This window comes from Agrococcus carbonis, assembly GCF_900104705.1.
Lineage (GTDB): Bacteria > Actinomycetota > Actinomycetes > Actinomycetales > Microbacteriaceae > Agrococcus > Agrococcus carbonis.
Genome location: NZ_LT629734.1, coordinates 279,667 through 300,452, shown reverse-complemented (window position 1 = coordinate 300,452; position 20,786 = coordinate 279,667). Strand labels below are relative to the sequence as shown.

Sequence of the window (20,786 nt, the reverse complement as noted above, 5' to 3'; positions counted from 1 at the left end):
TCTGCCGGATCGCGTGCCGGCGGGCGGTGCGGCTCAGGCCTTGGCGCCCTCGATCCGCGGCGAGTGGAACGTGCCGCCGAAGACGCGCTCCGAGGCCCCGACGCGGTCGAGGTACGGCGTGATGCCGCCCATCTGGAAGGGCCAGCCGGCGCCGAGGATCATGCAGAGGTCGATGTCCTCCGGGGCCGCGACGACGCCGTCGTCGAGCATGCGCTTGATCTCGTCGGCGAGGCCGTCCTCGATGCGCAGCCGCAGCTCGTCGACCGAGAGCGGCACGGCGCCCTTCGGCGTGTGCTTCGCGACGATCTTGCGGGCGCGCTTGTCGATGCCCTTCGCGGTGCCCTTGGCGTCCTTGTCGAGCAGCACGCCCGCCTCGGCGAGCTCGTGCAGCGCGTGCGACTCGAAGAAGCGGTCCGGGAAGGCGCCGTGGTGCGTGTCGAGCACGTGCGCGCCGACCTTGAGGCCGACGAGGTCGAGCAGCACGAACGGGTCCATCGGGAACCCGAACGCGCGCTGCGCCTCGACGACGTCCTCGAACGACGTGCCCTGCTCGACCGCGTGCATCGCCTCGCCGAGCAGCTTGGCGAGGATGCGGTTGACGACGAAGCCGGGGGTGTCGCGGGTGATCACGGCGCTCTTCTTCAGGTCCTTCGCCACTCGCATCGCGGTCGCGAGGGTCGCGTCGTCCGTCGCGGGCGTCTGCACGACCTCGATGAGCGGCATGACGGCGACGGGGTTGAAGAAGTGGAAGCCGACGAGCCGCTCGGGGTGCGCGAGCACCGAGCCCATCGCCTCGATCGACAGGCCCGACGTGTTGGTCGCGAGCACCGCGGTCTCCGACAGGTGGGGCTCGACCTCGGCGAAGACCTGCTGCTTGACGCCGAGCTCCTCGAAGACGGCCTCGATCACCCAGTCGCAATCGGCGAAGTCGGCCTTGTCGACCGTGCCCGAGATGAGGGCCTTCAGGCGCTGCTGCTCGTCGCTCGAGACGCGGCCCTTCGCGGCGAGCGCGTCGATCTCGCCGCGGATGCCCTCGAGCGCCGCGTCGACGCGGCCCTGGTCGAGGTCGGTGATCACGACGGGCACCTGCAGGCGCCGCACGAACAGGAGCGCGAACTGGCTCGCCATGAGCCCCGCGCCGATGATGCCGACCTTCCGCACCGGCTTCGCGAGCTCCTTGTCGGGCGCGCCGGCGGGGCGCTTGGCGCGCTTCTGCACGAGGTTGAACGCGTAGATCGACGCGACGAACTGGTCGCCGACGGCGAGGTCGGTGATCGCCTCGTCCTCGGCCGCGAAGCCCGCGGCGCGATCGTTCTTGCGCGCGAGCTCGAGCAGGTCGAGCGCGCGGTACGGCGCCGCCGGCACCGTGCCGATCTTCTGCTGCAGCATGTCGCGGGCGACCTTCACCGCGATCGGCCACTTGACGGTGCGCTCGATCGCGCCCGGCTGGTTCGGCCGCTCGACCTTGCGGCCGCCCAGCACCTCGTCGGCCCACCGCAGCGACGACTCGAGGAACGTCGCGGGCCCGAACATCGCGTCGGCGATGCCGAGCTCGAGCGCCTCGGCCGGCTTCAACATCCGGTTCTGCTTGAGGGGGTTCTCGACGACGACCTTGAGCGCGCGCTCGATGCCGATGAGGTTCGGCAGGATCGTGGCGCCGCCCCAGCCGGGGATGAGCCCCAGGAAGACCTCGGGCAGCGCGACGGCGGGGGCGGCAGAGCTGATCGTGCGGTAGTCGGCGTGCAGGCCGATCTCGAGCCCGCCCCCGAGCGCGAGCCCGTTGATGAGCACGAAGGTCGGCACGGGCGCCTCGTGCAGGAGCCCGAGCACCCGGTGGCCGAGGCGGGGCAGCTCGCCCGCGGTCGCGCGGTCGGGGATGTCGGCGACGTTCGAGAGGTCGACGCCCGCGGCGAGGAAGTACGGCTTGCCCGTGACGGCGATCGCGTCGATCTCCCCGGCGGCGCCGCGCGCGCGCTGCGCCTCGAGGACGTCGCCGAGCTCGAAGAGCGTCGCGGGCCCGAGCGTCGACGGGCGGGTGTGGTCGCGCCCGTTGTCGAGCGTGACGAGCGCGAGCCGCCGCCCCGAGGGCAGGGCGACGTCGCGCACGTAGGAGTGCGTGACGACCTCGTCGAACTCGGCGGCCGCCAGCAGCGGGAACTCGTCGCGGATGGCCATCAGTTGCCCTTCCCGTAGCGCTTGTGGTGGGGGTTCTCCCAGATGACGGTGCCGCCCTGCCCGAGCCCGACGCACATCGCGGTGACGCCGTAGCGCACGTCAGGGCGCTGCTCGAACTGGCGGGCGAGCTGCAGCATGAGGCGCACGCCCGAGGAGGCGAGCGGGTGGCCGATCGCGATCGCGCCGCCCCACGGGTTGATGCGGGGGTCGTCGTCGTCGAGACCGAAGTGGTCGGTGAACGACAGGATCTGCACCGCGAACGCCTCGTTGAGCTCGAACAGCCCGATGTCGTCGATCGACAGGCCGGCCTTCCGCAGCGCCTTCTCGGTCGAGGGCACAGGGCCGATGCCCATGATGTCGGGGTCGACGCCCGCGAAGGCGAACGAGACCATCCGCATCTTGGTGGTGAGGCCCAGCTCCTTCGCGGCGGCGGCCGACGCGACGATCGACATCGTCGCGCCGTCGTTGAGGCCGGATGCGTTGCCCGCGGTCACGCGGCCGTGGTCGCGGAACGGCGTCTTGAGCCCGGCGAGGCCCTCCATCGTCGTCTCCGGGCGCGGCGCCTCGTCGGCGGTCGCGAGGCCCCAGCCGGCGTCGGACTGCGTCGCGACGGGGATGAGGTCGTGCTGGATGTGACCGGCCTCGAGGGCCGCGGCGTACTTGTGCTGCGACCGCATCGCGTAGCGGTCGGCGCGCTCCTTGGTCAGGTGCGGGAAGCGGTCGTGGATGCGCTCGGCGGTCTTGCCCATGTTGAGGGCGTCCATCGAGACGAGCTTCTCGGCGACGAAGCGCGGGTTGGGGTCGGCGTCGAGGCCCATGGGGTGGCGCCCCATGTGCTCGACGCCGCCGGCGATCGCGACGTCGTAGGCGCCGAAGGCGATGCCGCCCGCGACGGTCGTCACGGCGGTCATGGCGCCCGCGCACATGCGGTCGAGCGCGTAGCCGGGCACGGTCACGGGCAGCCCCGCGAGCATCCCGACCGTGCGGCCGAGGGTGAGCCCCTGGTCGCCCGTCTGGGTGGTGGCAGCGATCGCCACATCGTCGATGCGCTCGAGCGGCAGCCCGGGGTTGCGCTCGAGCAGCCCGGTGAGCGCCTTGACCGCGAGGTCATCGGCGCGCGTGCGCCAGTACATGCCCTTCTCGCCCGCACGCCCGAACGGGGTGCGGACGCCGTCCACGAACACGACGTCGTCGTTGGCCACAGTGCCTCCTGAGTGGGTGATTGCGGCACCAGCCTAGGAACCCGTCCTGACCGCGGGCGGCGCGGTTGCCGCTTCCTACGAGTCCGGCTCCGCGGCCTCGACGGGGGCTTGGTCAGCCTCTACAAACGCCGCAGCGATCCTCTGTGCGGTCGCCGCAACCTGCCACTCGCGTGCGTCGCGCTCGCGCAGCACCTGCGCGACCGCCTCGGCCGTCGGCTCGGTCGGCTCCCACGCGACGCGGCGCAGGGTGTCGGGCATCAGGAGGTTCTCGGACGGCATCGACAGCGCATCCGCCACCTCCTGCACCGCGGCGCGGGCCGCCTTGAGGCGCGCGTCGGCCTCGGGCCGGCGCTGCTTCCAGAAGCGCGGGGGCGGCGGCTCGTCCGAGCGCACGCGCAGCGGCGGCAGCTCCTCGCGCGCGCGGCCGCGCTCGATCGCGGCCCACCAGCGGTCGAGCTCGGCCCGGCTCGCGCGGCCCGTGAAGTCCTTCCGCGCCGCGAGGCGGCCCTTCGACTCGGGGTCGGCGATGGCGGCGGCGAGGAGCGAACGATCCGGCACGAGCCGCCCGGGCGCGGTGTCGGTCTCGCGCGCGAGCTCGTCGCGCGCGAGCCACAGCTCGCGGGCGACGGCGAGCTGCCGACGGTCGCGGATCGCGTGGATGCCCGAGAGCCTCCGCCACGGCTCGGCGGCAGGGGGTTTGGGCCGGCGCTCGAGCGCGTACGCGAACTCCTGCTCGGCGAGCTCCTGCTTGCCCTGCCGCGTGAGCTCCTCTGCCAGGGCGTCGCGCGCATCCGGCAGCACCTCGACGTCGAGGGCGGCGTACTCGAGCCAGCTGCGGGGGATCGGTCGTGTCGACCAGTCGCTCGCGCCGTGCTCCTTGCGCAGCCGCAGCCCGACGAGCCGCTCGGTCACCGCGGCGAGGCCCACGCGGTCGAAGCCCGCGAGGCGGGCGCCGAGCTCGGTGTCGAACAGCCGCGCGGGCTCGAGGCCGACCTCGCGCAGGCACGGCAGATCCTGGCTCGCGGCGTGGATGATCCACTCCTCGCCGCCGATGGCCTCCTGCAGGCGCGTGAGGTCGTCGACCGCCACGGGGTCGACGAGCACGGTGCCGGCGCCGCGGCGGTGCACTTGCACGAGATAGGCGCGGGCCGAGTACCGGAAGCCGTTGGCGCGCTCGGCGTCGACCGCGACGGGCCCGCTGCCCGCGTGCAGCCGGTCGGCGGCGGCCTTGAGCGACTCGGCGTCGGCGATGACCTCGAGGGGGCCGACCGCTTGCGCGAGCGGCAGCTCGGGCTCGGCGGCGGATTCGGCGACCGGCTCAGCCACGGGTGCGCCGATGCGCGTCGAGGCCGGTCGCGCCGGGCTGCACCGAGAGCCCGGCGATCGCGCACAGCAGGTCGGTCCAGGCCGTCAGGTGAGCGCCGAAGTCGTAACCGGTCGGGGTCCACGACGCGCGCAGCTCGATCTGGGCGCCTTCGCCCTGCGCGGCGAGCTCGCCGAACCCGATCGAGAGGATCTTCGTCGCGGTGCCCGACTCCGAGTGGTACTCCGCGCCGCGCTGCTCGAGGGCTTCCAGCAGGTACGTCCAGGTCACCTCGGCGAGGAACGGGTCCACGCCGATCTCCGGATCCTGCGAGGCCTGGGTGAAGCTCACGATGCGGAAGTCGCCGCCCCACGCCTCGGGCTCCTCGGGGTCGTGCATGAGGATGAAGCGGCCTGTGCCGAGGTCGGAGTCGCGGCCGTGGTCGGGGGTGCCGACGTCGGCAGCGATCGCGAACGAGAACGGCGCGATGCGGCCCGGGGCCGGGATCTCGCGCACCGAGAGCTCGCTCCGCAGCTCTGCGCGCCGCAGCTGGTCGACCGCGGCGCGGAACGCCTCGGGCTCAGGGGCGGGGGCTGCACTGCTCGTGTCCACTCGGCAAGACTACGATTCCCCCGTGACCACCGGAACAAGGCGCGCCGCCGCAGGCACCCGGGCCGGTCGCTGGGCGCTCGTCGCGGGCGGCGCGGTCGTCGCCGGAGCGGCCCTCGCGGTCACGGGAGCCTCGGCCGCGCTCGGCTCGATGCTCGTCACCCCGCCTCGCAAGCAGGTCGACGACATCGTCGTGCTCGGCCTCGACGAGCGGGGCGTCCGCCTCGGCCGCACGCCCGACACGGGGCTGCCCGGCACGTACGCGCTGTGGATCGGGGAGCGGCTCGCGGTGCTCGGCGAGGTCGTCGCCGAGGACGCCCGGAGCGTGACGCGGGCGGTGGATGCGCGGTCCCGCGCGATGCTCGAGGGCGTCGCCTCGGCACGGTGGTCGGGCTACGCCCTCTTCAAGCCGCGGCAGGTGACCGACCGCGTCGAGCGCGTCGACGTGCCGACCGAGGTCGGGCCCGCCCCCGCGTGGATCATGGGCGAGCAGGATGCGTCGACGTGGTGCGTGCAGGTGCACGGCCGCGGTGTGACCCGGCGGGAGACGATCCGCGCGGCGCCGATCTACCTCGAGCGCGGCATCCCCGTGATGGCCGTCTCGTACCGCAACGACACTGAGGCGCCTCCGAGCCGGCAGGGCAAGTATCGGCTCGGGCTCGACGAGTGGCGCGACGTCGAGGCGGCGATCGACATCGCCGTCGAGCGCGGCGCCCGCCGCATCGTGCTCCAGGGCTGGTCGATGGGCGGGCAGATCGCCCTGCAGGTCGCTCGCCGCTCGCGCCACCGCCGGCGCATCGCGGGCATCGTGCTCGACTCGCCCGTCGTCGGCTGGCGGCCGACGCTGCAGCTGCAGGTCGCCCTCGTGCGGATGCCCGTGTGGCTCGTCGATACCGCCGTCGGCCTGCTCGAGTCGCCTGCCGCCGCGCTGAGCGGCACGCGCAGCCTCGACTTCGACGAGCTCGACAACGTGCTGCACGCGGACGCCCTGTCGCAGCCGATCCTGCTGCTCCACTCCGCCGACGACGGCTACGTGCCGCCGGACGCCTCGCGCGCGCTCGCCGCCGCGCGGCCCGACCTCGTCGACTACCGCGAGTGGGAGCGCGCGCGGCACACGAAGCTGTGGAACCTCGATCGGGAGCGCTACGAGCGCGAGATCGGCGAGTGGCTGGATGCGCGGGGGATCGGGTTTGCGTCGATGAGCGCACCGAGCTGACGATTCCGGTCTCGTGACGCGTGCGGCCTCCGGCCGCGCGCTCCTCGACCTGCGGAGTGACGCGTGCGGCCTCCGGCCGCGCGCTCCTCGACCTACGAGGCTCGGGCTACGAGGCCGGAGCGTGCTCCCTGATCTGGCGCTGGATGCGGCCGAGCATGCCCACCATGCCGCGCAGGCGCAGAGGCGACACCACCCGGTCGAGCCCGAGCATCCGGGGCATGTCGATCGGCACCGCGAGCGCGGCGTCGACGCTCGCGCCCTCGAGCCCGTGGGCGAGGATCGAGGCGAAGCCGCGCGTCGTCGGCGCCTCCTCGGGCGCCGTCGCGTGCACGTGGACCGCGTCGTCCACCTCGACGAAGAGGTAGACCGGCGACTGGCACTCGGCGACCCGCTCGAGCAGGTCGGGGTGGTCGGCGAAGCGCTGCGGCAGCGGCGGGAGGTCGTCGGCGTACTCGAGCAGCAGCTGCAGGCGATCCTGCTCGGGCATCGCCTGGAAGTCGTCGACGGTCTGCTGCAGGCCGGGGGTGAGGCTCATCGGGCGGGCGCCTCGCCCGGCTCGTCGCCGACGGCGATGGGCACGCCGACGAGCGAGCCCCACTCCGTCCACGAGCCGTCGTAGTTGCGCACGCCCGGCAGGCCGAGCAGGTGGGTGAGCACGAACCACGTGTGGCTCGAGCGCTCGCCGATGCGGCAGTACGCGATGACGTCGTCGGCGCCCCGGAGGCCCGCGCCGTCGAGGTAGATCGCCTCGAGCTCCTCGCGCGAGCGGAAGGTGCCGTCCTCGGCGACGGCACGGCCCCACGGCACGCTCGCCGCGGTCGGGATGTGCCCGGCGCGGAGCGCGCCCTCCTCGGGGTACGCGGGCGCGGTCGTGCGCTCGCCCGAGTACTCCTCGGGGCTGCGCACGTCGACGAGCGGCTTGCCGAGGTGCGCGAGCACGTCGTCGCGGAAGGCACGCAGCGTCGAGTCGTCGCGCTCGACGACGGGGTAGTCGACCGGCTCGCGCCGCGGCGCCTCGCGCGTGAGCTCGCGGCCCTCGGCGATCCACTTGTCGCGGCCGCCGTCCATGATGCGCGTGCGGTCGTGGCCGTAGAGCGCGAAGACCCACAGCGCGTACGTCGCCCACCAGTTGGCCTTGTCGCCGTAGAAGACGACCGTCGTGTCGCGCCCGATGCCGCGGCTGCCGAGCAGCCGCGCGAACGCCTCGGGGGAGACGTAGTCGCGCAGCACCGGGTCGTTGAGGTCGACGTGCCAGTCGATCTTGACGGCGCCCGGGATGTGGCCGACCTCGTAGAGCAGCACGTCCTCGTCGGACTCGACGATCACCACATCCGGGTCGTCGAGGTGCGCGGCGACCCACTCGGTCGACACGACCCGCTCGGGCGCGGCGTACTGGGCGAAGCGGTGCTCGGTCTCGGTCACGTCGGTCTCCTCGTGCGCGATACGCAGGTCGGGTGCGGGAGCCTGAAGTAGGCTCGTGGGGGCGAACGCCATCCTCCCACCGAATGTTCCACGGGCGCCGCGCGCCCTCGTCTAGGAGCCCGCATGCCAGCACCGATCTCGCTCGTCGAGCGCAACCCCGCGGTGAGCGCCGAGCAGATCGTGGCGAGCCTCGTGCCGCCGCCCCAGTTCGACGACGCGACGTTCGAGTCCTACCGCCCCGACCCCGCGCATCCGTCGCAGGCTGAGGCGGTCGAGCGGATGCAGGAGCTGGCCGAGGCGTGGACGTCGCCCAGGCGCGGCGGCCTGTTCCGCAAGAAGGCGCCGGAGGTCAAGCCCGGCATCTACCTCGACGGCGGCTTCGGCGTCGGCAAGACGCACCTGCTCGCCTCGCTCTGGAAGGCGATGCCCGGCCCCAAGCGCTTCGGCACGTTCATCGAGTACACCGCGCTCGTCGGCGCGCTCGGCTACGCCGAGGCGGTGCGGCAGCTCGCGAGCTCGACGATCATCTGCATCGACGAGTTCGAGCTCGACGACCCGGGCGACACGATGGTGATGACGCGGCTGCTCGGCGAGCTCGTCGCGGGCGGCACGAAGCTCGCCGCCACGAGCAACACGCCGCCGAACGCGCTCGGCGAGGGCCGGTTCGCGGCGGCCGACTTCCTGCGCGAGATCCAGGCGATCGCCGACCGGTTCCAGATCATGCGCATCGACGGCGAGGACTACCGCCAGCGGGACATCACCGGCGCCGCGCCGACCGTCGAGCCCGCCGAGCTCGAGCCCGCGCTCGAGGCGCTCGGCGGCGCGGTCGCGCTCGACGACTTCGACGCGCTCGTGCGGCACCTCGCGACCGTGCACCCGTCGCGCTACGTCGGGCTCGTGCGCGACGTCGACGCGCTGGGCCTGCGCGACGTGCGCGTGCTGCACGACCAGAACGACGCGCTCCGCTTCGTCGCGCTCGTCGACCGGCTGTACGACGCGCAGGTCGCGATCCGCGCGACGGGCACGACGCTCTCCGAGGTCTTCAGCGACGAGATGCTCGGCGGCGGCTACCGCAAGAAGTACCTGCGAGCGATCTCGCGCCTCGTCGCCCTCGCGCACCAGGAGTAGCGGCGGGGCGCTGCGCGCTCAGCCCTCGGCGTCCGTGCGCCGCAGCTGCTCCTGCGCGTCGCTCGACGAGCGCTCCGCGGCGTCGACCGGCGGGTAGCGCCGGCTGAGCAGCGCGACGTACGCGCCGCCGAGCACCGCCGAGATGAGCGAGCCGGTGAGCACGCCGAGCGTGCCCTCGACGATGAGCTCCTCGGCGCTGCGGTGGGCGAGCTCGTTCATGAGCAGCGAGACCGTGAACCCGATGCCGGCGAGCAGGCCGATGCCGATGAGCTCGCGCAGCCGCAGCCGGTCGGCCTTCGGCACGCGCAGCGCGGCCTGCCCGACGAGGCCCGCGATCGTGACGCCGAAGAGCTTGCCGACCGGCAGCGCGATCACGATCGCCCAGAACACGCCGCTCAGCTCGGTGATGGGCACCTGCGGGATCGCGACCGACGCGGAGGTGAACGCGAACAGCGGCAGCACGACGCCGTTCGAGAAGGGCTCGAGCTTGAGGCGGGCCGACTCGGCCGGTGCGGGCGCGAGCACGAGGCCGAGCAGCACGCCGGCGATCGTCGCGTGGATGCCGCTCATCGCCACGAGCCACCACGTGATGACCGCGACGAGCACGAGCGCGATGCGCAGCGGCCAGCTGCCGCGACGGCCCCGGTACACGCGGCCGAGCGCCCAGAAGGCGACGACGCCGACGGCGGCGAGCGCGAGGTAGGGGACCTCGACCTGCTCGGTGAAGAACACGGCGATGAAGAGAATGCCGATGAGGTCGTCGATGACGGCGAGCGCGAGCAGCAGGGCGCGCACGGCGGTCGGGAGGCGGCGTCCGAAGAGCGCGAGCACGCCGAGGGCGAAGGCGATGTCGGTCGCGGTCGGGATGGGCCAGCCCTGCGCGCCGTCCTCGCCCGCGACGGTGAAGTAGATGATGGCCGGCAGCGCGACGCCGCCGAGCGCCGCGATCGTCGGGACGGCCGCCTTCGCGATCGAGTTGAGGTCGCCCTGCGTGAACTCGTAGCGCAGCTCGACCGCGACGACGAAGAAGAAGACGACGAGCAGGCCGTCGGTCACCCAGTGGGCAGCGGAGAGGTCGAGGCCGAGGATCGTGAAGGGGAGGTGCGCGTGCTTCGCGGCGTCGAGCGCGGGCCCGAGCGCGGTGTTGGCGAGCACGAGGCCGAGGATCGCGGCGCCGAGCAGCAGCATCGCCGAGACTTGCGGGTTCCGGATCCACGACAGGTTCATGGGCCCATCCTCCCACCGGGCCCGCACCGGTCAGACATCCCGGACACGTCCGCGAAACACGGCGTGCGCATCCGTAACCCACCCGAAACGTGAGCGGCACCGACCGCGAAACGCGCCGGGAGCATGCTCGGGGCATCCCCGTCGGACACACCCCAAGGAGCACCTCGTGGATGCAGGCAGCATGGCCTTCGGCGTCGTCGCGACAGCACTCGTGCTGTTCATGACGCCCGGACTGGCGTTCTTCTACGGCGGCCTCGTGCGCGCCAAGAGCGTCATCAGCATGATGATGATGTCGTTCGGCGCGATCGGGCTCGTCGGCACGCTGTGGATCCTCTACGGCTACAACATGGCGGCGGTCGAGACGCCCTTCGCGTTCTCGGGCAACCCGTTCAGCGACTTCGGCCTCGCCGCGATGGCCGCCGGCGAGAGCGCGAACACCGATCTCATCGGCGTCGCGTACGGCTCGACCTTCGCGATCATCACCGTCGCGCTCATCTCCGGCGCGATCGCCGACCGCGCGAAGTTCGGCGCGTGGATGCTCTTCGCGGGCGTCTTCGCGACGCTCGGCTACTTCCCGATCGCCGCGTGGGTCTGGGGCGGCGGCTGGGCGTACTCGCTCGGCGACCTGCTGGGCCTGCCCGCCGTCATCGACTACGCGGGCGGCACGGCCGTGCACATCAACGCCGGCGCCGCGGCCCTCGCCCTCACCTTCGTGCTGCGCAAGCGCGTCGACTTCACCAAGGGCGCCCACAAGCCGCACAACGTGCCGTTCGTGATCCTCGGCGCGAGCATCCTGTGGTTCGGGTGGTTCGGCTTCAACGTCGGGGCCGAGTGGCTCAACGGGCTCGAGGGCGCGGGCCTCATCACGATCAACACCCTCGGCGCGACCGCCGCCGCGATCTGCGCGTGGATGGTCGTGGAGAAGCTGAAGGACGGGAAGCCCACGTCGGTCGGCGCGGCGTCGGGCGCGGTCGCGGGCCTCGTCGCGATCACCCCGGCGTGCGCGAACCTCACGCCCGGATGGGCGCTGCTGCTCGGTGCGCTCTCGGGCGCGCTGTGCGCCCTCGCGGTCGAGCTCAAGTACAAGCTCGGCTTCGACGACTCCCTCGACGTCGTCGGCATCCACCTCGTCGGCGGCATGCTCGGCACCGTCTACCTCGGCTTCTTCGCGAACGGTACGGGCCTGCTGCTCGGCGGCGGCTTCGGGCAGCTCGTCGTGCAGCTGCTCGCGTCGGTCGGCGTCATGGTCTACGCGTTCGTCGTCGCGTTCCTCATCGGCTTCGCGATCGAGCGCACGATGGGCTTCCGCCTCACCGAGCAGGACGAGGTCGCGGGGGTCGACCGCGTCGTGCACGGGGAGGCCGCCTACGAGTACGAGCTCGAGCGCGTCTGACGCGACGCGGTGCGGAGGGGTCGGCGATGCCGGCCCCTCCGCTCGTGCCTGGCGCTCGCAGCGCGCGGATGCGAGGCTGGGCCGCATGAGCGCCTCCACTCGTCGGATCCTGCTGCTGGGCGTGAGCGCAGGGATGCGCTCCTTCACGCCGCTGGCGGCCCTCGCCCGCACGCACGACCGCGCCCCGGGCGCACGCGGCTGGCGCCGCTGGCCGGTGCTGCGGAGCCGGGTGGGGCGCGCCGCGATCACCGGCATGGCCGCCCTCGAGCTCGTCGGCGACAAGTCGCCCGCCGCCCCCTCGCGGCTCGCCCCGCCGGCGCTGCTCGGCCGCGCGTCTCTCGGCGCGATCGCGGGTGCCGCGCTCGCGTCCGAGGCGGGTGTGGATGCGGGTCGCCGGGTCGCGCGCGGTGCCGTCCTCGGTGCCCTCGGCGCCGTCCTCGGCGCGATGGCCGCGCTCGCCGTGCGCTCGGCGGTCGTGGAGCGCACCCCGCTGCCCGACCCGGCGGTCGCCGTGCTCGAGGACGCCGCGGCGATCGCACTCGCGCGCGCGTCGATCGGCGCCTAGGGCGTCACAGCGCGACGGCGCCGCGGACGCGGTGGCCGCTCGCGATCGACTCGCTCGAGACGGCGATGCGGGGCGAGAGCAGCATGACGACGAGGTCGGCGACCTGCTGCGGCGTCGACTCGCCGGGCTTCCCGAGCGCGACCTCCGCGCGGGCGTCATCGGTCACCGGCCCGGGATTGACGACGTTCACGGCCACACCCGTGCCCGCGAGCTCGTCGGCGAGGCTCTGCGCCGCGATGATGAGCGCGGCGTTCCGCACGGCGCCGGTGATGTTGCCGGTGATGAGGGCGTTCTGGCCGCTCACGCCGACGACGCGGCCCGAGCCGGCCGCACGCATGTGGGGGAGGACGGCGTTCGCGATGCGCAGGAACGTCATCGCCTTGCCGTCGACCGCCTGCGCGACCTGCGCGGGGTCGCTCGCGCGCGCGGGGTCGAGGGTCTGCGCCGGCGGGGCGGCGGCGACGACGAGGCCGTCGATGCGGCCGTGCCGCTCGAGCACCTGTGCGACGGCTGCCTCCACCGACGCGTCGTCGGCGGCGTCGAGCCGGAGGTCGGCGCCCTCGCCGCGGGCCGCGGTCACGACGACGGCTCCCTCCTCTGCGAGCGTGCGGGCGACGGCGCGGCCGATGAGGCCCGTGCCGCCGACGACGAGGACGACGTGGTCGGTGAGCTGCAGATCCATGCCGCCACGGTAGTCCTCGCGCGGTGCGCACCTGCCGGATGCGGGGTTCCGGTGCCGCTCGCACCCGCGTACCGTGCCCCGCGAGCGCGCCGCCCGGTGCGCTCGGAGAGGAGTGGACATGGAGCACGACCACAGCGCAGGTGCCGCCGGGACCGATCCGGGATCGCACGCCGAGCACATCGAGGCGCTCCGGCGCTGCGCCGAGGAGTGCCGCCGATGCGCCGAGGCCGACCGCCGGGAGGGCATGGACGACTGCGCCGCGTCCTGTGAGAGCTGCGCGGAGGTGTGCGAGGCGGTCGCGAGCGTGCTCGAGCGCGGCGCGATGCCGGTCGACGCCGTGTCCGCCCTGCTCGCCGCGTGCGCCGCGGTGTGCCGGGCGTGCGCGGCCGAGTGCCGACGCCACGATGCCGAGCACTGCCGGGCGTGCGCGGAGGAGTGCGAGCGCTGCGCCGAGGCCTGCGCCGCCTGAGGAAGGCGCCTGAAGACGGCGCCCGAGGAAGGCGCCTCAGGACGAAGAAGGGGCCGGCATCTCGACGATGCCGGCCCCAGGCGGTGGGCGATACTGGGTTCGAACCAGTGACCTCTTCCGTGTGAAGGAAGCGCGCTACCACTGCGCCAATCGCCCTCGCCGCACCGGTGCGGACCGGACAAGTCTGCCACATCCGGGAGGGTGCTCGTGACCATCGGACCGCATCCGACACGGGTGGCGGGCCGATTTGGACATGGGTCGATCCGGGGGCTATAGTCATTCGAGTGCTCAGCGATGAGCCCCGCGGATGTGGCGCAGTGGTAGCGCATCACCTTGCCAAGGTGAGGGTCGCGAGTTCGAATCTCGTCATCCGCTCGAGAGCAATCTCATGGAGAGCAATCTCACACCACCTGGTGGGGTGGCCGAGTGGTGAGGCAGCGGCCTGCAAAGCCGTCTACGCGGGTTCGAATCCCGTCTCCACCTCGATCACACCCCAAGCGGGCGATTGGCGCAGCGGTAGCGCGCTTCCCTGACACGGAAGAGGTCACTGGTTCGAACCCAGTATCGCCCACCACCTCGAGGCCCCGGCACTGCCGGGGCCTTCGTCGTCTCCGCGTGCGCGCGGACACGCGACGTCACGGCACGTGCGGCCCGCCTACGATAGAGCGGTGACCACCGGATTCGATCTCTTCACCGACCGTGCCGTCGTCGCCATGCGCGTCGACGGCGAGCTGCAGGACCTCGCCCGCGAGGTGACCGAGACCCAGACGGTCGAGCCGGTGACGATCGACAGCCCCGATGGGCTCGACATCCTGCGCCACTCCGCCGCGCATGTGCTCGCGCAGGCCGTGCAGCGCGTGAACCCCGAAGCGAAGCTCGGCATCGGCCCGCCCATCCAGGACGGCTTCTACTACGACTTCGACGTCGACGCGCTCTCCACCGACGACCTGAAGGCGCTCGAGAAGGAGATGCAGCGCATCGTCAAGGCCGGCCAGCGCTTCGTGCAACGCGTCGTGACCGACGACGAGGCGCGGGCCGAGCTCGCCGACGAGCCCTACAAGCTCGAGCTCATCGGGCTCAAGGGCGGCGCCGCGAAGGCCGCCGAGGGCGCATCCGTCGAGGTCGGCGCGGGCGAGCTGACGATCTACGACAACGTCGACCCGAAGACGGGCGAGGTCGCCTGGAAGGACCTCTGCCGCGGGCCGCACCTGCCCTCGACCCGGCTGATCGGCAACGGCTTCGCCCTCACGCGCGTCGCGGGCGCCTACTGGCGCGGCAAGACCGACCAGCCGCAGCTGCAGCGCGTGTACGGCACCGCGTGGCCGACGAAGGACGAGCTGCGCGCCTACCAGGAGCGCCTCGAGGAGGCCGCGAAGCGCGACCACCGCAAGCTCGGCCGCGAGCTCGACCTCTTCTCGTTCCCCGACGAGATCGGCTCGGGCCTGTCGGTGTGGCACCCGAAGGGTGCGATCGCGCGCGGCGAGATGGAGCAGCACGCGCGCCGCCGCCACATCGAGCAGGGCTACAGCTACGTCTACACACCGCACATCACCAAGCGCGACCTCTTCGTCACGTCGAACCACCTCGTCACCTACGGCGAGGGGATGTGGCCGCCCATCCACATGGACGAGGAGCGCGACGACGAGGGCAACGTGACGAAGGCCGGGGTGGACTACTACCTCAAGCCCATGAACTGCCCGATGCACATCCTCGTGTACCGGTCGACCGCGCGCAGCTACCGCGACCTGCCGCTGCGCCTCGCCGAGAACGGCACCGTGTACCGCAACGAGCTCTCGGGCGCGCTGCACGGCCTCACGCGCGTGCGCGGCTTCACGCAGGACGACGCGCACCTGTTCGTCACCCCCGAGCAGCTCGAGGAGGAGACGACGAAGGTCCTCGAGTTCGTGCTCTCGCTGCTGGGGGACTTCGGCCTGACCGACTTCCGCCTCGAGCTCTCGATGCGGGACGACGAGAAGGAGAAGTGGATCGGCGACGAGGCCGTCTGGGAGACGGCGACGGATGCGCTGCGGCGCGTGGCGAGGGCCTCCGGGCTCGAGGTCGTGGAGGAGCCGGGGGAGGCCGCGTTCTACGGCCCGAAGATCGACCTCAAGGTGACCGACGCGATCGGCCGCTCGTGGCAGCTCTCGACCGTGCAGCTCGACTTCAACCTGCCCGAGCGCTTCGAGCTCGAATACACGGCGGCCGACGGCTCGAAGCAGCGCCCGATCATGATCCACCGCGCCCTCTTCGGCTCGATCGAGCGCTTCTTCGCGATCCTGCTCGAGCACTACGCCGGCGCGTTCCCCGTGTGGCTCGCGCCCGTGCAGGTCGTCGGCGTCCCGGTCGCCGAGGAGTACGCCGACTACCTCGAAGAGATCGCCGCGCGCCTGCGCGGCCACGGCGTGCGCGTCGAGGTCGACCGGTCCGACGAGCGGATGCAGAAGAAGATCCGCACGCACACGCTCCAGAAGGTGCCCTTCCAGCTCATCGCGGGCGGCCAGGACCGCGACGCCGGGAGCGTCTCGTTCCGGTTCCGCGACGGCACGCAGGACAACGGCGTGCCCGTCGACGAGGCGGTCGCGCGCATCCTCGAGGCGATCGAGACGAAGGCCCACGTGTGACCGAGCACGGCGACGCGACCCGCCGCGGCGGCGACCCGGCGCTCGACGAGCCCGCCGAGCGGGCCGCCGCGCGCCGAGACTCGCTGCCCGGCTTCGTGCCCGCCCCCGACCAGGAGGAGCCGCTCGTCGCCGAGCACGCGTGGGGCGCGCCCACGCAGATGTCGAGCGAGCTGCCGGGGGTGCCGGATGCGTTCCAGCGGCTCTGGACGCCGTACCGGATGGTCTACATCCAGAACGGCCAGATGCCCGACGAGCACGCGTGCCCGTTCTGCCGCGCGCCGGAGCTGAGCGACGACCAGGGCCTCATCGTCGCGCGCGGCGAGACGTGCTTCGTGCTCCTGAACCTTTACCCCTACAACACGGGGCACCTCATGGTGTGCCCCTACCGGCACGTCGGCATGTACGACCAGGCAACGACCGAGGAGGTCGCCGAGATGGCCGTGCTGACGCAGACGGCGATGCGCGTGCTCTCGCAGGTCACGCGCTGCCAGGGGTTCAACATCGGCATGAACCAGGGCCGCATCGCCGGCGCCGGCATCGCCGACCACCTGCACCAGCACATCGTGCCGCGATGGACGCTGGACTCGAACTTCTTCCCGATCATCGCGAAGACGAAGGCGCTGCCCATCCTGCTGGAGGACATGCGCCAGGACATCCAGGCGGCTTGGCCGGCGTGATCCCCGGACGCAGCCCTCACGAAAGACACATCATGACCGAGAACACCACCGGCTCGGCGCGCGTCAAGCGCGGCCTCGCCGAGATGCTGAAGGGCGGCGTCATCATGGACGTCGTCACCCCCGAGCAGGCGCGGATCGCCGAGGACGCCGGCGCGGTCGCCGTCATGGCGCTCGAGCGCGTGCCCGCCGACATCCGCGCCCAGGGCGGCGTCGCGCGCATGTCCGACCCCGACCTCATCGACGCGATCAAGGCCGAGGTCTCGATCCCCGTCATGGCGAAGGCGCGCATCGGCCACTTCGTCGAGGCGCAGGTGCTCGAGGCGCTCGAGGTCGACTACATCGACGAGTCCGAGGTGCTGAGCCCCGCCGACTACGTCAACCACATCGACAAGTGGCCCTTCACCGTGCCGTTCGTCTGCGGCGCGACCAACCTCGGCGAGGCGCTCCGCCGCATCACCGAGGGTGCGGCGATGATCCGCTCGAAGGGCGAGGCCGGCACGGGCGACGTCTCCGAGGCGACCAAGCACATCCGCACGATCAACCAGGAGATCCGCCGCCTCTCGTCGCTCTCGAAGGACGAGCTGTTCGTCGCCGCCAAGGAGCTGCAGGCGCCGTACGAGCTCGTCGCCGAGGTCGCCGAGGCGGGCCGCCTGCCGGTCGTGCTCTTCGTGGCCGGCGGTGTCGCGACGCCCGCCGATGCGGCGATGATGATGCAGCTCGGCGCCGACGGCGTCTTCGTCGGCTCGGGCATCTTCAAGTCGGGCGACCCCGAGCGCCGCGCGGCCGCGATCGTCAAGGCGACCGCCGCGTTCGAGGACCCGAAGGCGATCGCGGATGCGTCTCGCGGGCTCGGGGAGGCGATGGTCGGCATCAACGTGGCCGACCTTCCCGCCCCGCACCGCCTCGCCGAGCGCGGCTGGTAGCCGTGGCCGACCGGCGCGCGCCGCGCGTCGGAGTGCTCGCCCTGCAGGGCGACGTGCGCGAGCACGTCGCCGTGCTGGCGGCGCTCGGCGCCGAGACGGCGCTCGTGCGCACTCCCGCGCAGCTCGCCGAGGTCGACGGCCTCGTGCTGCCCGGCGGCGAGTCGAGCGTCATCGACAAGCTCGCGCGGATCTTCGGCCTGCGCGAGCCGATCATCGCGCGCATCGGCGCGGGCATGCCGGTCTACGGCACGTGCGCGGGCCTCATCCTGCTCGCCGACCGCATCCTCGACGGCCTGCCGTCGCAGCTGCCGTTCGGCGGGCTCGACATCGACGCGCGCCGGAACGCGTTCGGCAGCCAGGTCGACTCGTTCGAGGCCGACCTCGCGGTGCCCGTGCTGGGGGAGCCGCCCGTGCACGCGACCTTCATCCGGGCGCCCGCGGTCGAGCGCGTGGGGCCAGCGGTCCGGCCGCTCGCCGCGGTCGACGGGCGCGTCGTCGCCGTCGAGCAGGGCGCGCTCCTCGCGACGGCGTTCCACCCGGAGGTCGGCGGCGAGCTGCGCTTCCACCGGCGCTTCCTCGACCGCGTCGCGCATGTCAGCGGTGCGTGATCGGATGCTGCGGTGACCGACCGGCTCAGCCGCATCCCCTGGCAGGCGCTGTGGATCGCGCTCGCCGTCATCTGGGGCTCGTCCTTCCTGCTCATGAAGCTCGGCCTCGAGGCGCTCCATCCGATGCAGATCGCGACCGCGCGCGTCGCGATCGCCGCAGCGACGCTCGCGGCGCTCGCCGCCGCCTCGCGCACCCGGCTGCCGAGCGACGCGCGCACATGGGGCCTGCTCGCGGTGTGCTCGCTCTTCCTCACCGCGCTGCCGTTCACCGCGTTCGTCGTCGCCGAGACCCGCATCTCGTCGGCCGCCGCGGGGCTCGCGAACGCGATCACGCCGATCTCGACCGTGCTCTTCGCGCTCCTGCTGCTGCCGAGCGACCGCCTCACGTCGCGCAAGCTCGCGGCTGTGCTCCTCGGGCTCGTCGGCGTCGTGCTCATCGCGCAGCCGTGGACGGCCGAGAGCGGGCCCGACCTGCTCGGCTTCGGGATCGCGGTGCTCGGCGCCGCGTCCTACGGCGTCGGTTGGACGCTCAACCGACGCCTGCTGGGGCGCACCGAGGTGCCGGGCCTCGCGCATCCGACCGCCCTCATGATCACCGGCCTGCCGATGACCCTCGCCGCGCTGCTCGTGTGGAGCTCTGTCGAGGGGTGGTCACCAGTCGCGGTGCACGGCCCGGCCGCCTCGCTCCCGCTCGCCCTCGCCGCGGTGGTCGCGCTCGGCGCGATCGGCACCGGCGTCGCCTACATCCTGCAGTTCGAGGTCGTGCGCGCCGTCGGGCCGACGGTCGCGGCGACGGTCACCTACCTCATCCCGGTCGTCGCGGTGCTGCTCGGCGTGCTCGTGCTCGGTGAGCGGCTCGGCGTGTGGCAGATCGCGGGCGCCGCGATCGTGATCGGCGCCGGCATCCTCGTGGGCCAGCGCCCGCGCACCCCCGCGGTCGCGACGCCCTGACCGCAGCCGCGGGCGGCGCCGCGGTGCCGCCCGCGCCCGTCGCATCGGCACCGGCCGCATCGGCACCGGTTGCATCGGCGCCGGCTGCATCGGCGCTGGTTGCATCGGCGCCGGCTGCATCGGCGCTGGTTGCATCGGCGCTGGTTGCATCGGCACCGAGTGCACCGGCGCTGGTTGAATCGGCCTGTGCAGCTCTACTCCAGCCGGCCCGCCCGCGCCGCCCTCCAGGTGCTCGGCGACCTCATCGCCCTCGTGACGATCGTCGTCGCGGTGTGGGTCGCGCGGCAGGTGCACGACGCGATCGCCTCCCTCGGTGCGCTCGGGACGCAGGTCGAGGATGCCGGCGCCGGCTTCTCGCGCACGCTGCGGGATGCGGGGGAGGGTCTCGCGCAGGTGCCGCTCGTCGGCGAAGGGGTCGCGCAGCCCTTCCGCGACGCCTCCGGCTCCGCCGAAGAGCTCGCGGCGGCCGGTGTCGCGCTGCGCGATGCCGTCGACGCGCTCGCTGGCGGCGTCGCGACGGCGCTGTGGCTGCTGCCGGCACTCCTCGTCGTGCTGCTGTGGGTGCTCCCGCGGCTTCGCGGGGTGCGGCGCGCGGGCGCGACCCTCCGGCTCGCGGCGACCCCGGCCGGACGCGAGCTGCTCGCGGTGCGCGCGCTCGTCGGCCAGCCGATGACCCGCGTGCTCGCGGCGGTGCCCGACCCCGCGGCGGCCATGCGCGCAGGCGATCCGGCCGCGATCGAGGCGCTCGCGTCGCTCGAGCTGCGCTCCGCGGGGGTGCGTGCGAGCAGCCGCTGACCGAGATCGGCGCTGGTGCGGCGGGGCGCCGCCGCGTACCGTGCTCGCATGGTGCAGCAGCTGCCTTCGACGGGCGACGGCGAGCGGCCCCCGCCGGGCGCGGGCTGCGACACGAGCGAGCTGCGCATCATCCACGCGATCTACCGCGAGGACTTCGCGCGCGCGGGTGAGCTCGTGCGCGCGACGCCCGCCGCCGACGCTCGCCGCGTCCGCCTCATCGCCGGCCATCTCGACGCGCTCGTCGAGGACCTCGGCGTGCATCACAGGCTCGAGGACGAGCACATCTGGGATCGCCTCGAGCAGCGCGCGCCCGCGTGCCGCGCGCACGTAGGGCGGATGCGGGACCAGCACGCGAGGATCGCGGAGCTGCTCGAGCGCGTGCGGGAGGCGGTCGCGGCCTGGCGCGCTGCGCCCTCCGAGCCCGAGGCGCTCATCGACGCGCTCGAGCGCACGCGAACCGTGCTGATCGACCATCTCGGCGACGAGGAGCGCGACGTCGTGCCGGTCGCGGCCCGCGTCATGACGCAAGGGGAGTGGGACGGCATCCGCGAGGCCGCGATGCGCGAGGGCCGGCCGTCGACGATGATGATGATCGAGCTCGACCGCGTGCGGCGCCAGTTCGCTGCCGAGGGCCGAGAGGCCGAGTTCATGGAGCAGCTGCCCCAGCCCGTGCGCCTCGCCTTCCGCCTCTTCGGCCGCCGCCAGGCCGACCGCCGCTGGCGCGCGATCTACGGGCCGCGGTGACGGCGGTCGGCCGCTGAGCCGCCGCCCCGCGGCACCGGCGTAGGATGGGGCGTCCTCCTCCCTCGACCCGGAAGGC

The 20,786-nt window shown here is 73.0% G+C and carries 20 protein-coding genes and 4 tRNA genes; 15 read left to right on the top strand and 9 right to left on the bottom strand.

Annotation, left to right across the window (positions count from 1 at the left end; translation table 11 throughout):
* Window positions 1-33 precede the first annotated feature (33 nt).
* The 4 genes from BLT67_RS01480 to BLT67_RS01465 form a co-directional block, all read right to left on the bottom strand.
* Window positions 34-2,175, bottom strand: a complete 2,142-nt coding sequence (locus BLT67_RS01480) for a 3-hydroxyacyl-CoA dehydrogenase NAD-binding domain-containing protein (protein WP_092665217.1) — start codon at window positions 2,173-2,175, stop codon at window positions 34-36.
* A complete protein-coding gene (locus BLT67_RS01475) occupies window positions 2,175-3,359 on the bottom strand; it encodes a thiolase family protein (protein WP_092667458.1) in 1,185 nt (394 codons plus the stop codon). The genes BLT67_RS01480 and BLT67_RS01475 overlap by 1 nt, the downstream gene beginning before the upstream one ends.
* A 93-nt stretch (window positions 3,360-3,452) precedes the next feature.
* The gene (locus BLT67_RS01470; protein ID WP_092667457.1) at window positions 3,453-4,664 is read right to left on the bottom strand and encodes an HRDC domain-containing protein; all 1,212 of its coding nucleotides are present in this window, start codon (window positions 4,662-4,664) and stop codon (window positions 3,453-3,455) included.
* A 31-nt stretch (window positions 4,665-4,695) separates the two neighbouring features.
* Window positions 4,696-5,292: a DUF3000 domain-containing protein gene (locus tag BLT67_RS01465; RefSeq protein WP_092665214.1), complete on the bottom strand. Its 597-nt coding sequence runs from the start codon at window positions 5,290-5,292 to the stop codon at window positions 4,696-4,698.
* A gap of 22 nt (window positions 5,293-5,314) precedes the next feature.
* Here BLT67_RS01465 and BLT67_RS01460 point away from each other — a divergent pair, with 22 nt between their 5' ends.
* Window positions 5,315-6,505, top strand: a complete 1,191-nt coding sequence (locus tag BLT67_RS01460) for an alpha/beta hydrolase family protein (RefSeq protein ID WP_092665211.1) — start codon at window positions 5,315-5,317, stop codon at window positions 6,503-6,505.
* Window positions 6,506-6,611: 106 nt separating this feature from the next.
* Here BLT67_RS01460 and BLT67_RS01455 read toward each other — a convergent pair whose 3' ends face one another.
* Window positions 6,612-7,040 (bottom strand): SufE family protein, encoded by a 429-nt coding sequence (locus tag BLT67_RS01455; protein WP_092665208.1) that lies wholly within the window; start codon window positions 7,038-7,040, stop codon window positions 6,612-6,614.
* Entirely contained in the window at window positions 7,037-7,927 is an 891-nt protein-coding gene (locus BLT67_RS01450) for a sulfurtransferase (RefSeq protein WP_231945533.1), read from the bottom strand. Before BLT67_RS01450 ends, BLT67_RS01455 begins: the two co-directional genes overlap by 4 nt.
* Window positions 7,928-8,050: 123 nt before the next feature.
* Between BLT67_RS01450 and zapE the strand changes: the two genes are divergently transcribed.
* The gene (gene zapE / locus BLT67_RS01445; protein WP_092665202.1) at window positions 8,051-9,055 is read left to right on the top strand and encodes a cell division protein ZapE; all 1,005 of its coding nucleotides are present in this window, start codon (window positions 8,051-8,053) and stop codon (window positions 9,053-9,055) included.
* Window positions 9,056-9,073: 18 nt separating this feature from the next.
* Here zapE and BLT67_RS01440 read toward each other — a convergent pair whose 3' ends face one another.
* On the bottom strand, window positions 9,074-10,282 hold the full coding sequence (locus BLT67_RS01440) for a Na+/H+ antiporter NhaA (protein WP_172801954.1): 1,209 nt from the start codon (window positions 10,280-10,282) through the stop codon (window positions 9,074-9,076).
* A 166-nt stretch (window positions 10,283-10,448) separates the two neighbouring features.
* Here BLT67_RS01440 and BLT67_RS01435 point away from each other — a divergent pair, with 166 nt between their 5' ends.
* Together BLT67_RS01435 and BLT67_RS01430 are read left to right on the top strand one after the other, a co-directional pair.
* Window positions 10,449-11,675 (top strand): ammonium transporter, encoded by a 1,227-nt coding sequence (locus BLT67_RS01435; RefSeq protein WP_092665199.1) that lies wholly within the window; start codon window positions 10,449-10,451, stop codon window positions 11,673-11,675.
* Window positions 11,676-11,760: 85 nt separating this feature from the next.
* Window positions 11,761-12,240: a DUF4126 family protein gene (locus BLT67_RS01430; RefSeq protein WP_092665196.1), complete on the top strand. Its 480-nt coding sequence runs from the start codon at window positions 11,761-11,763 to the stop codon at window positions 12,238-12,240.
* A gap of 4 nt (window positions 12,241-12,244) precedes the next feature.
* Here BLT67_RS01430 and BLT67_RS01425 read toward each other — a convergent pair whose 3' ends face one another.
* Entirely contained in the window at window positions 12,245-12,922 is a 678-nt protein-coding gene (locus BLT67_RS01425; protein ID WP_092665193.1) for an SDR family NAD(P)-dependent oxidoreductase, read from the bottom strand.
* A 73-nt stretch (window positions 12,923-12,995) separates the two neighbouring features.
* On the opposite strand from BLT67_RS01425, the gene BLT67_RS01420 reads away from it, so the two are divergent.
* Window positions 12,996-13,391 (top strand): four-helix bundle copper-binding protein, encoded by a 396-nt coding sequence (locus BLT67_RS01420; RefSeq protein WP_157674094.1) that lies wholly within the window; start codon window positions 12,996-12,998, stop codon window positions 13,389-13,391.
* 84 nt (window positions 13,392-13,475) lie between these two features.
* Here the strand turns inward: BLT67_RS01420 and BLT67_RS01415 are convergent.
* Window positions 13,476-13,547: transfer RNA gene (locus BLT67_RS01415), tRNA-Val, on the bottom strand.
* 147 nt (window positions 13,548-13,694) lie between these two features.
* Here BLT67_RS01415 and BLT67_RS01410 point away from each other — a divergent pair.
* From BLT67_RS01410 to BLT67_RS01365, 10 genes are all read left to right on the top strand, one after another.
* A tRNA-Gly gene (locus tag BLT67_RS01410) sits at window positions 13,695-13,766 on the top strand.
* Window positions 13,767-13,803: 37 nt separating this feature from the next.
* A tRNA-Cys gene (locus BLT67_RS01405) sits at window positions 13,804-13,874 on the top strand.
* 16 nt (window positions 13,875-13,890) lie between these two features.
* Window positions 13,891-13,965 (top strand) — tRNA-Val (locus BLT67_RS01400).
* A gap of 139 nt (window positions 13,966-14,104) precedes the next feature.
* Complete coding sequence (gene thrS / locus BLT67_RS01395) at window positions 14,105-16,012, top strand: threonine--tRNA ligase (protein WP_231945675.1); 1,908 nt, start codon at window positions 14,105-14,107, stop codon at window positions 16,010-16,012.
* Window positions 16,013-16,170: 158 nt separating this feature from the next.
* Window positions 16,171-16,689 (top strand): HIT family protein, encoded by a 519-nt coding sequence (locus BLT67_RS01390; protein WP_092667455.1) that lies wholly within the window; start codon window positions 16,171-16,173, stop codon window positions 16,687-16,689.
* Window positions 16,690-16,721: 32 nt separating this feature from the next.
* Window positions 16,722-17,612, top strand: a complete 891-nt coding sequence (pdxS, locus tag BLT67_RS01385; RefSeq protein WP_092665185.1) for a pyridoxal 5'-phosphate synthase lyase subunit PdxS — start codon at window positions 16,722-16,724, stop codon at window positions 17,610-17,612.
* Window positions 17,613-17,614: 2 nt separating this feature from the next.
* The gene (gene pdxT, locus BLT67_RS01380; protein WP_231945532.1) at window positions 17,615-18,220 is read left to right on the top strand and encodes a pyridoxal 5'-phosphate synthase glutaminase subunit PdxT; all 606 of its coding nucleotides are present in this window, start codon (window positions 17,615-17,617) and stop codon (window positions 18,218-18,220) included.
* 12 nt (window positions 18,221-18,232) lie between these two features.
* The gene (locus tag BLT67_RS01375) at window positions 18,233-19,171 is read left to right on the top strand and encodes a DMT family transporter (RefSeq protein ID WP_231945531.1); all 939 of its coding nucleotides are present in this window, start codon (window positions 18,233-18,235) and stop codon (window positions 19,169-19,171) included.
* 186 nt (window positions 19,172-19,357) lie between these two features.
* Window positions 19,358-19,966 carry a hypothetical protein gene (locus tag BLT67_RS01370; protein WP_092665182.1) on the top strand — a complete coding sequence of 203 codons (609 nt, stop codon included), beginning with the start codon at window positions 19,358-19,360 and terminating at the stop codon, window positions 19,964-19,966.
* A 48-nt stretch (window positions 19,967-20,014) separates the two neighbouring features.
* Window positions 20,015-20,710, top strand: a complete 696-nt coding sequence (locus BLT67_RS01365; RefSeq protein WP_092665177.1) for a hemerythrin domain-containing protein — start codon at window positions 20,015-20,017, stop codon at window positions 20,708-20,710.
* The last annotated feature ends 76 nt before the right edge of the window (window positions 20,711-20,786 follow it).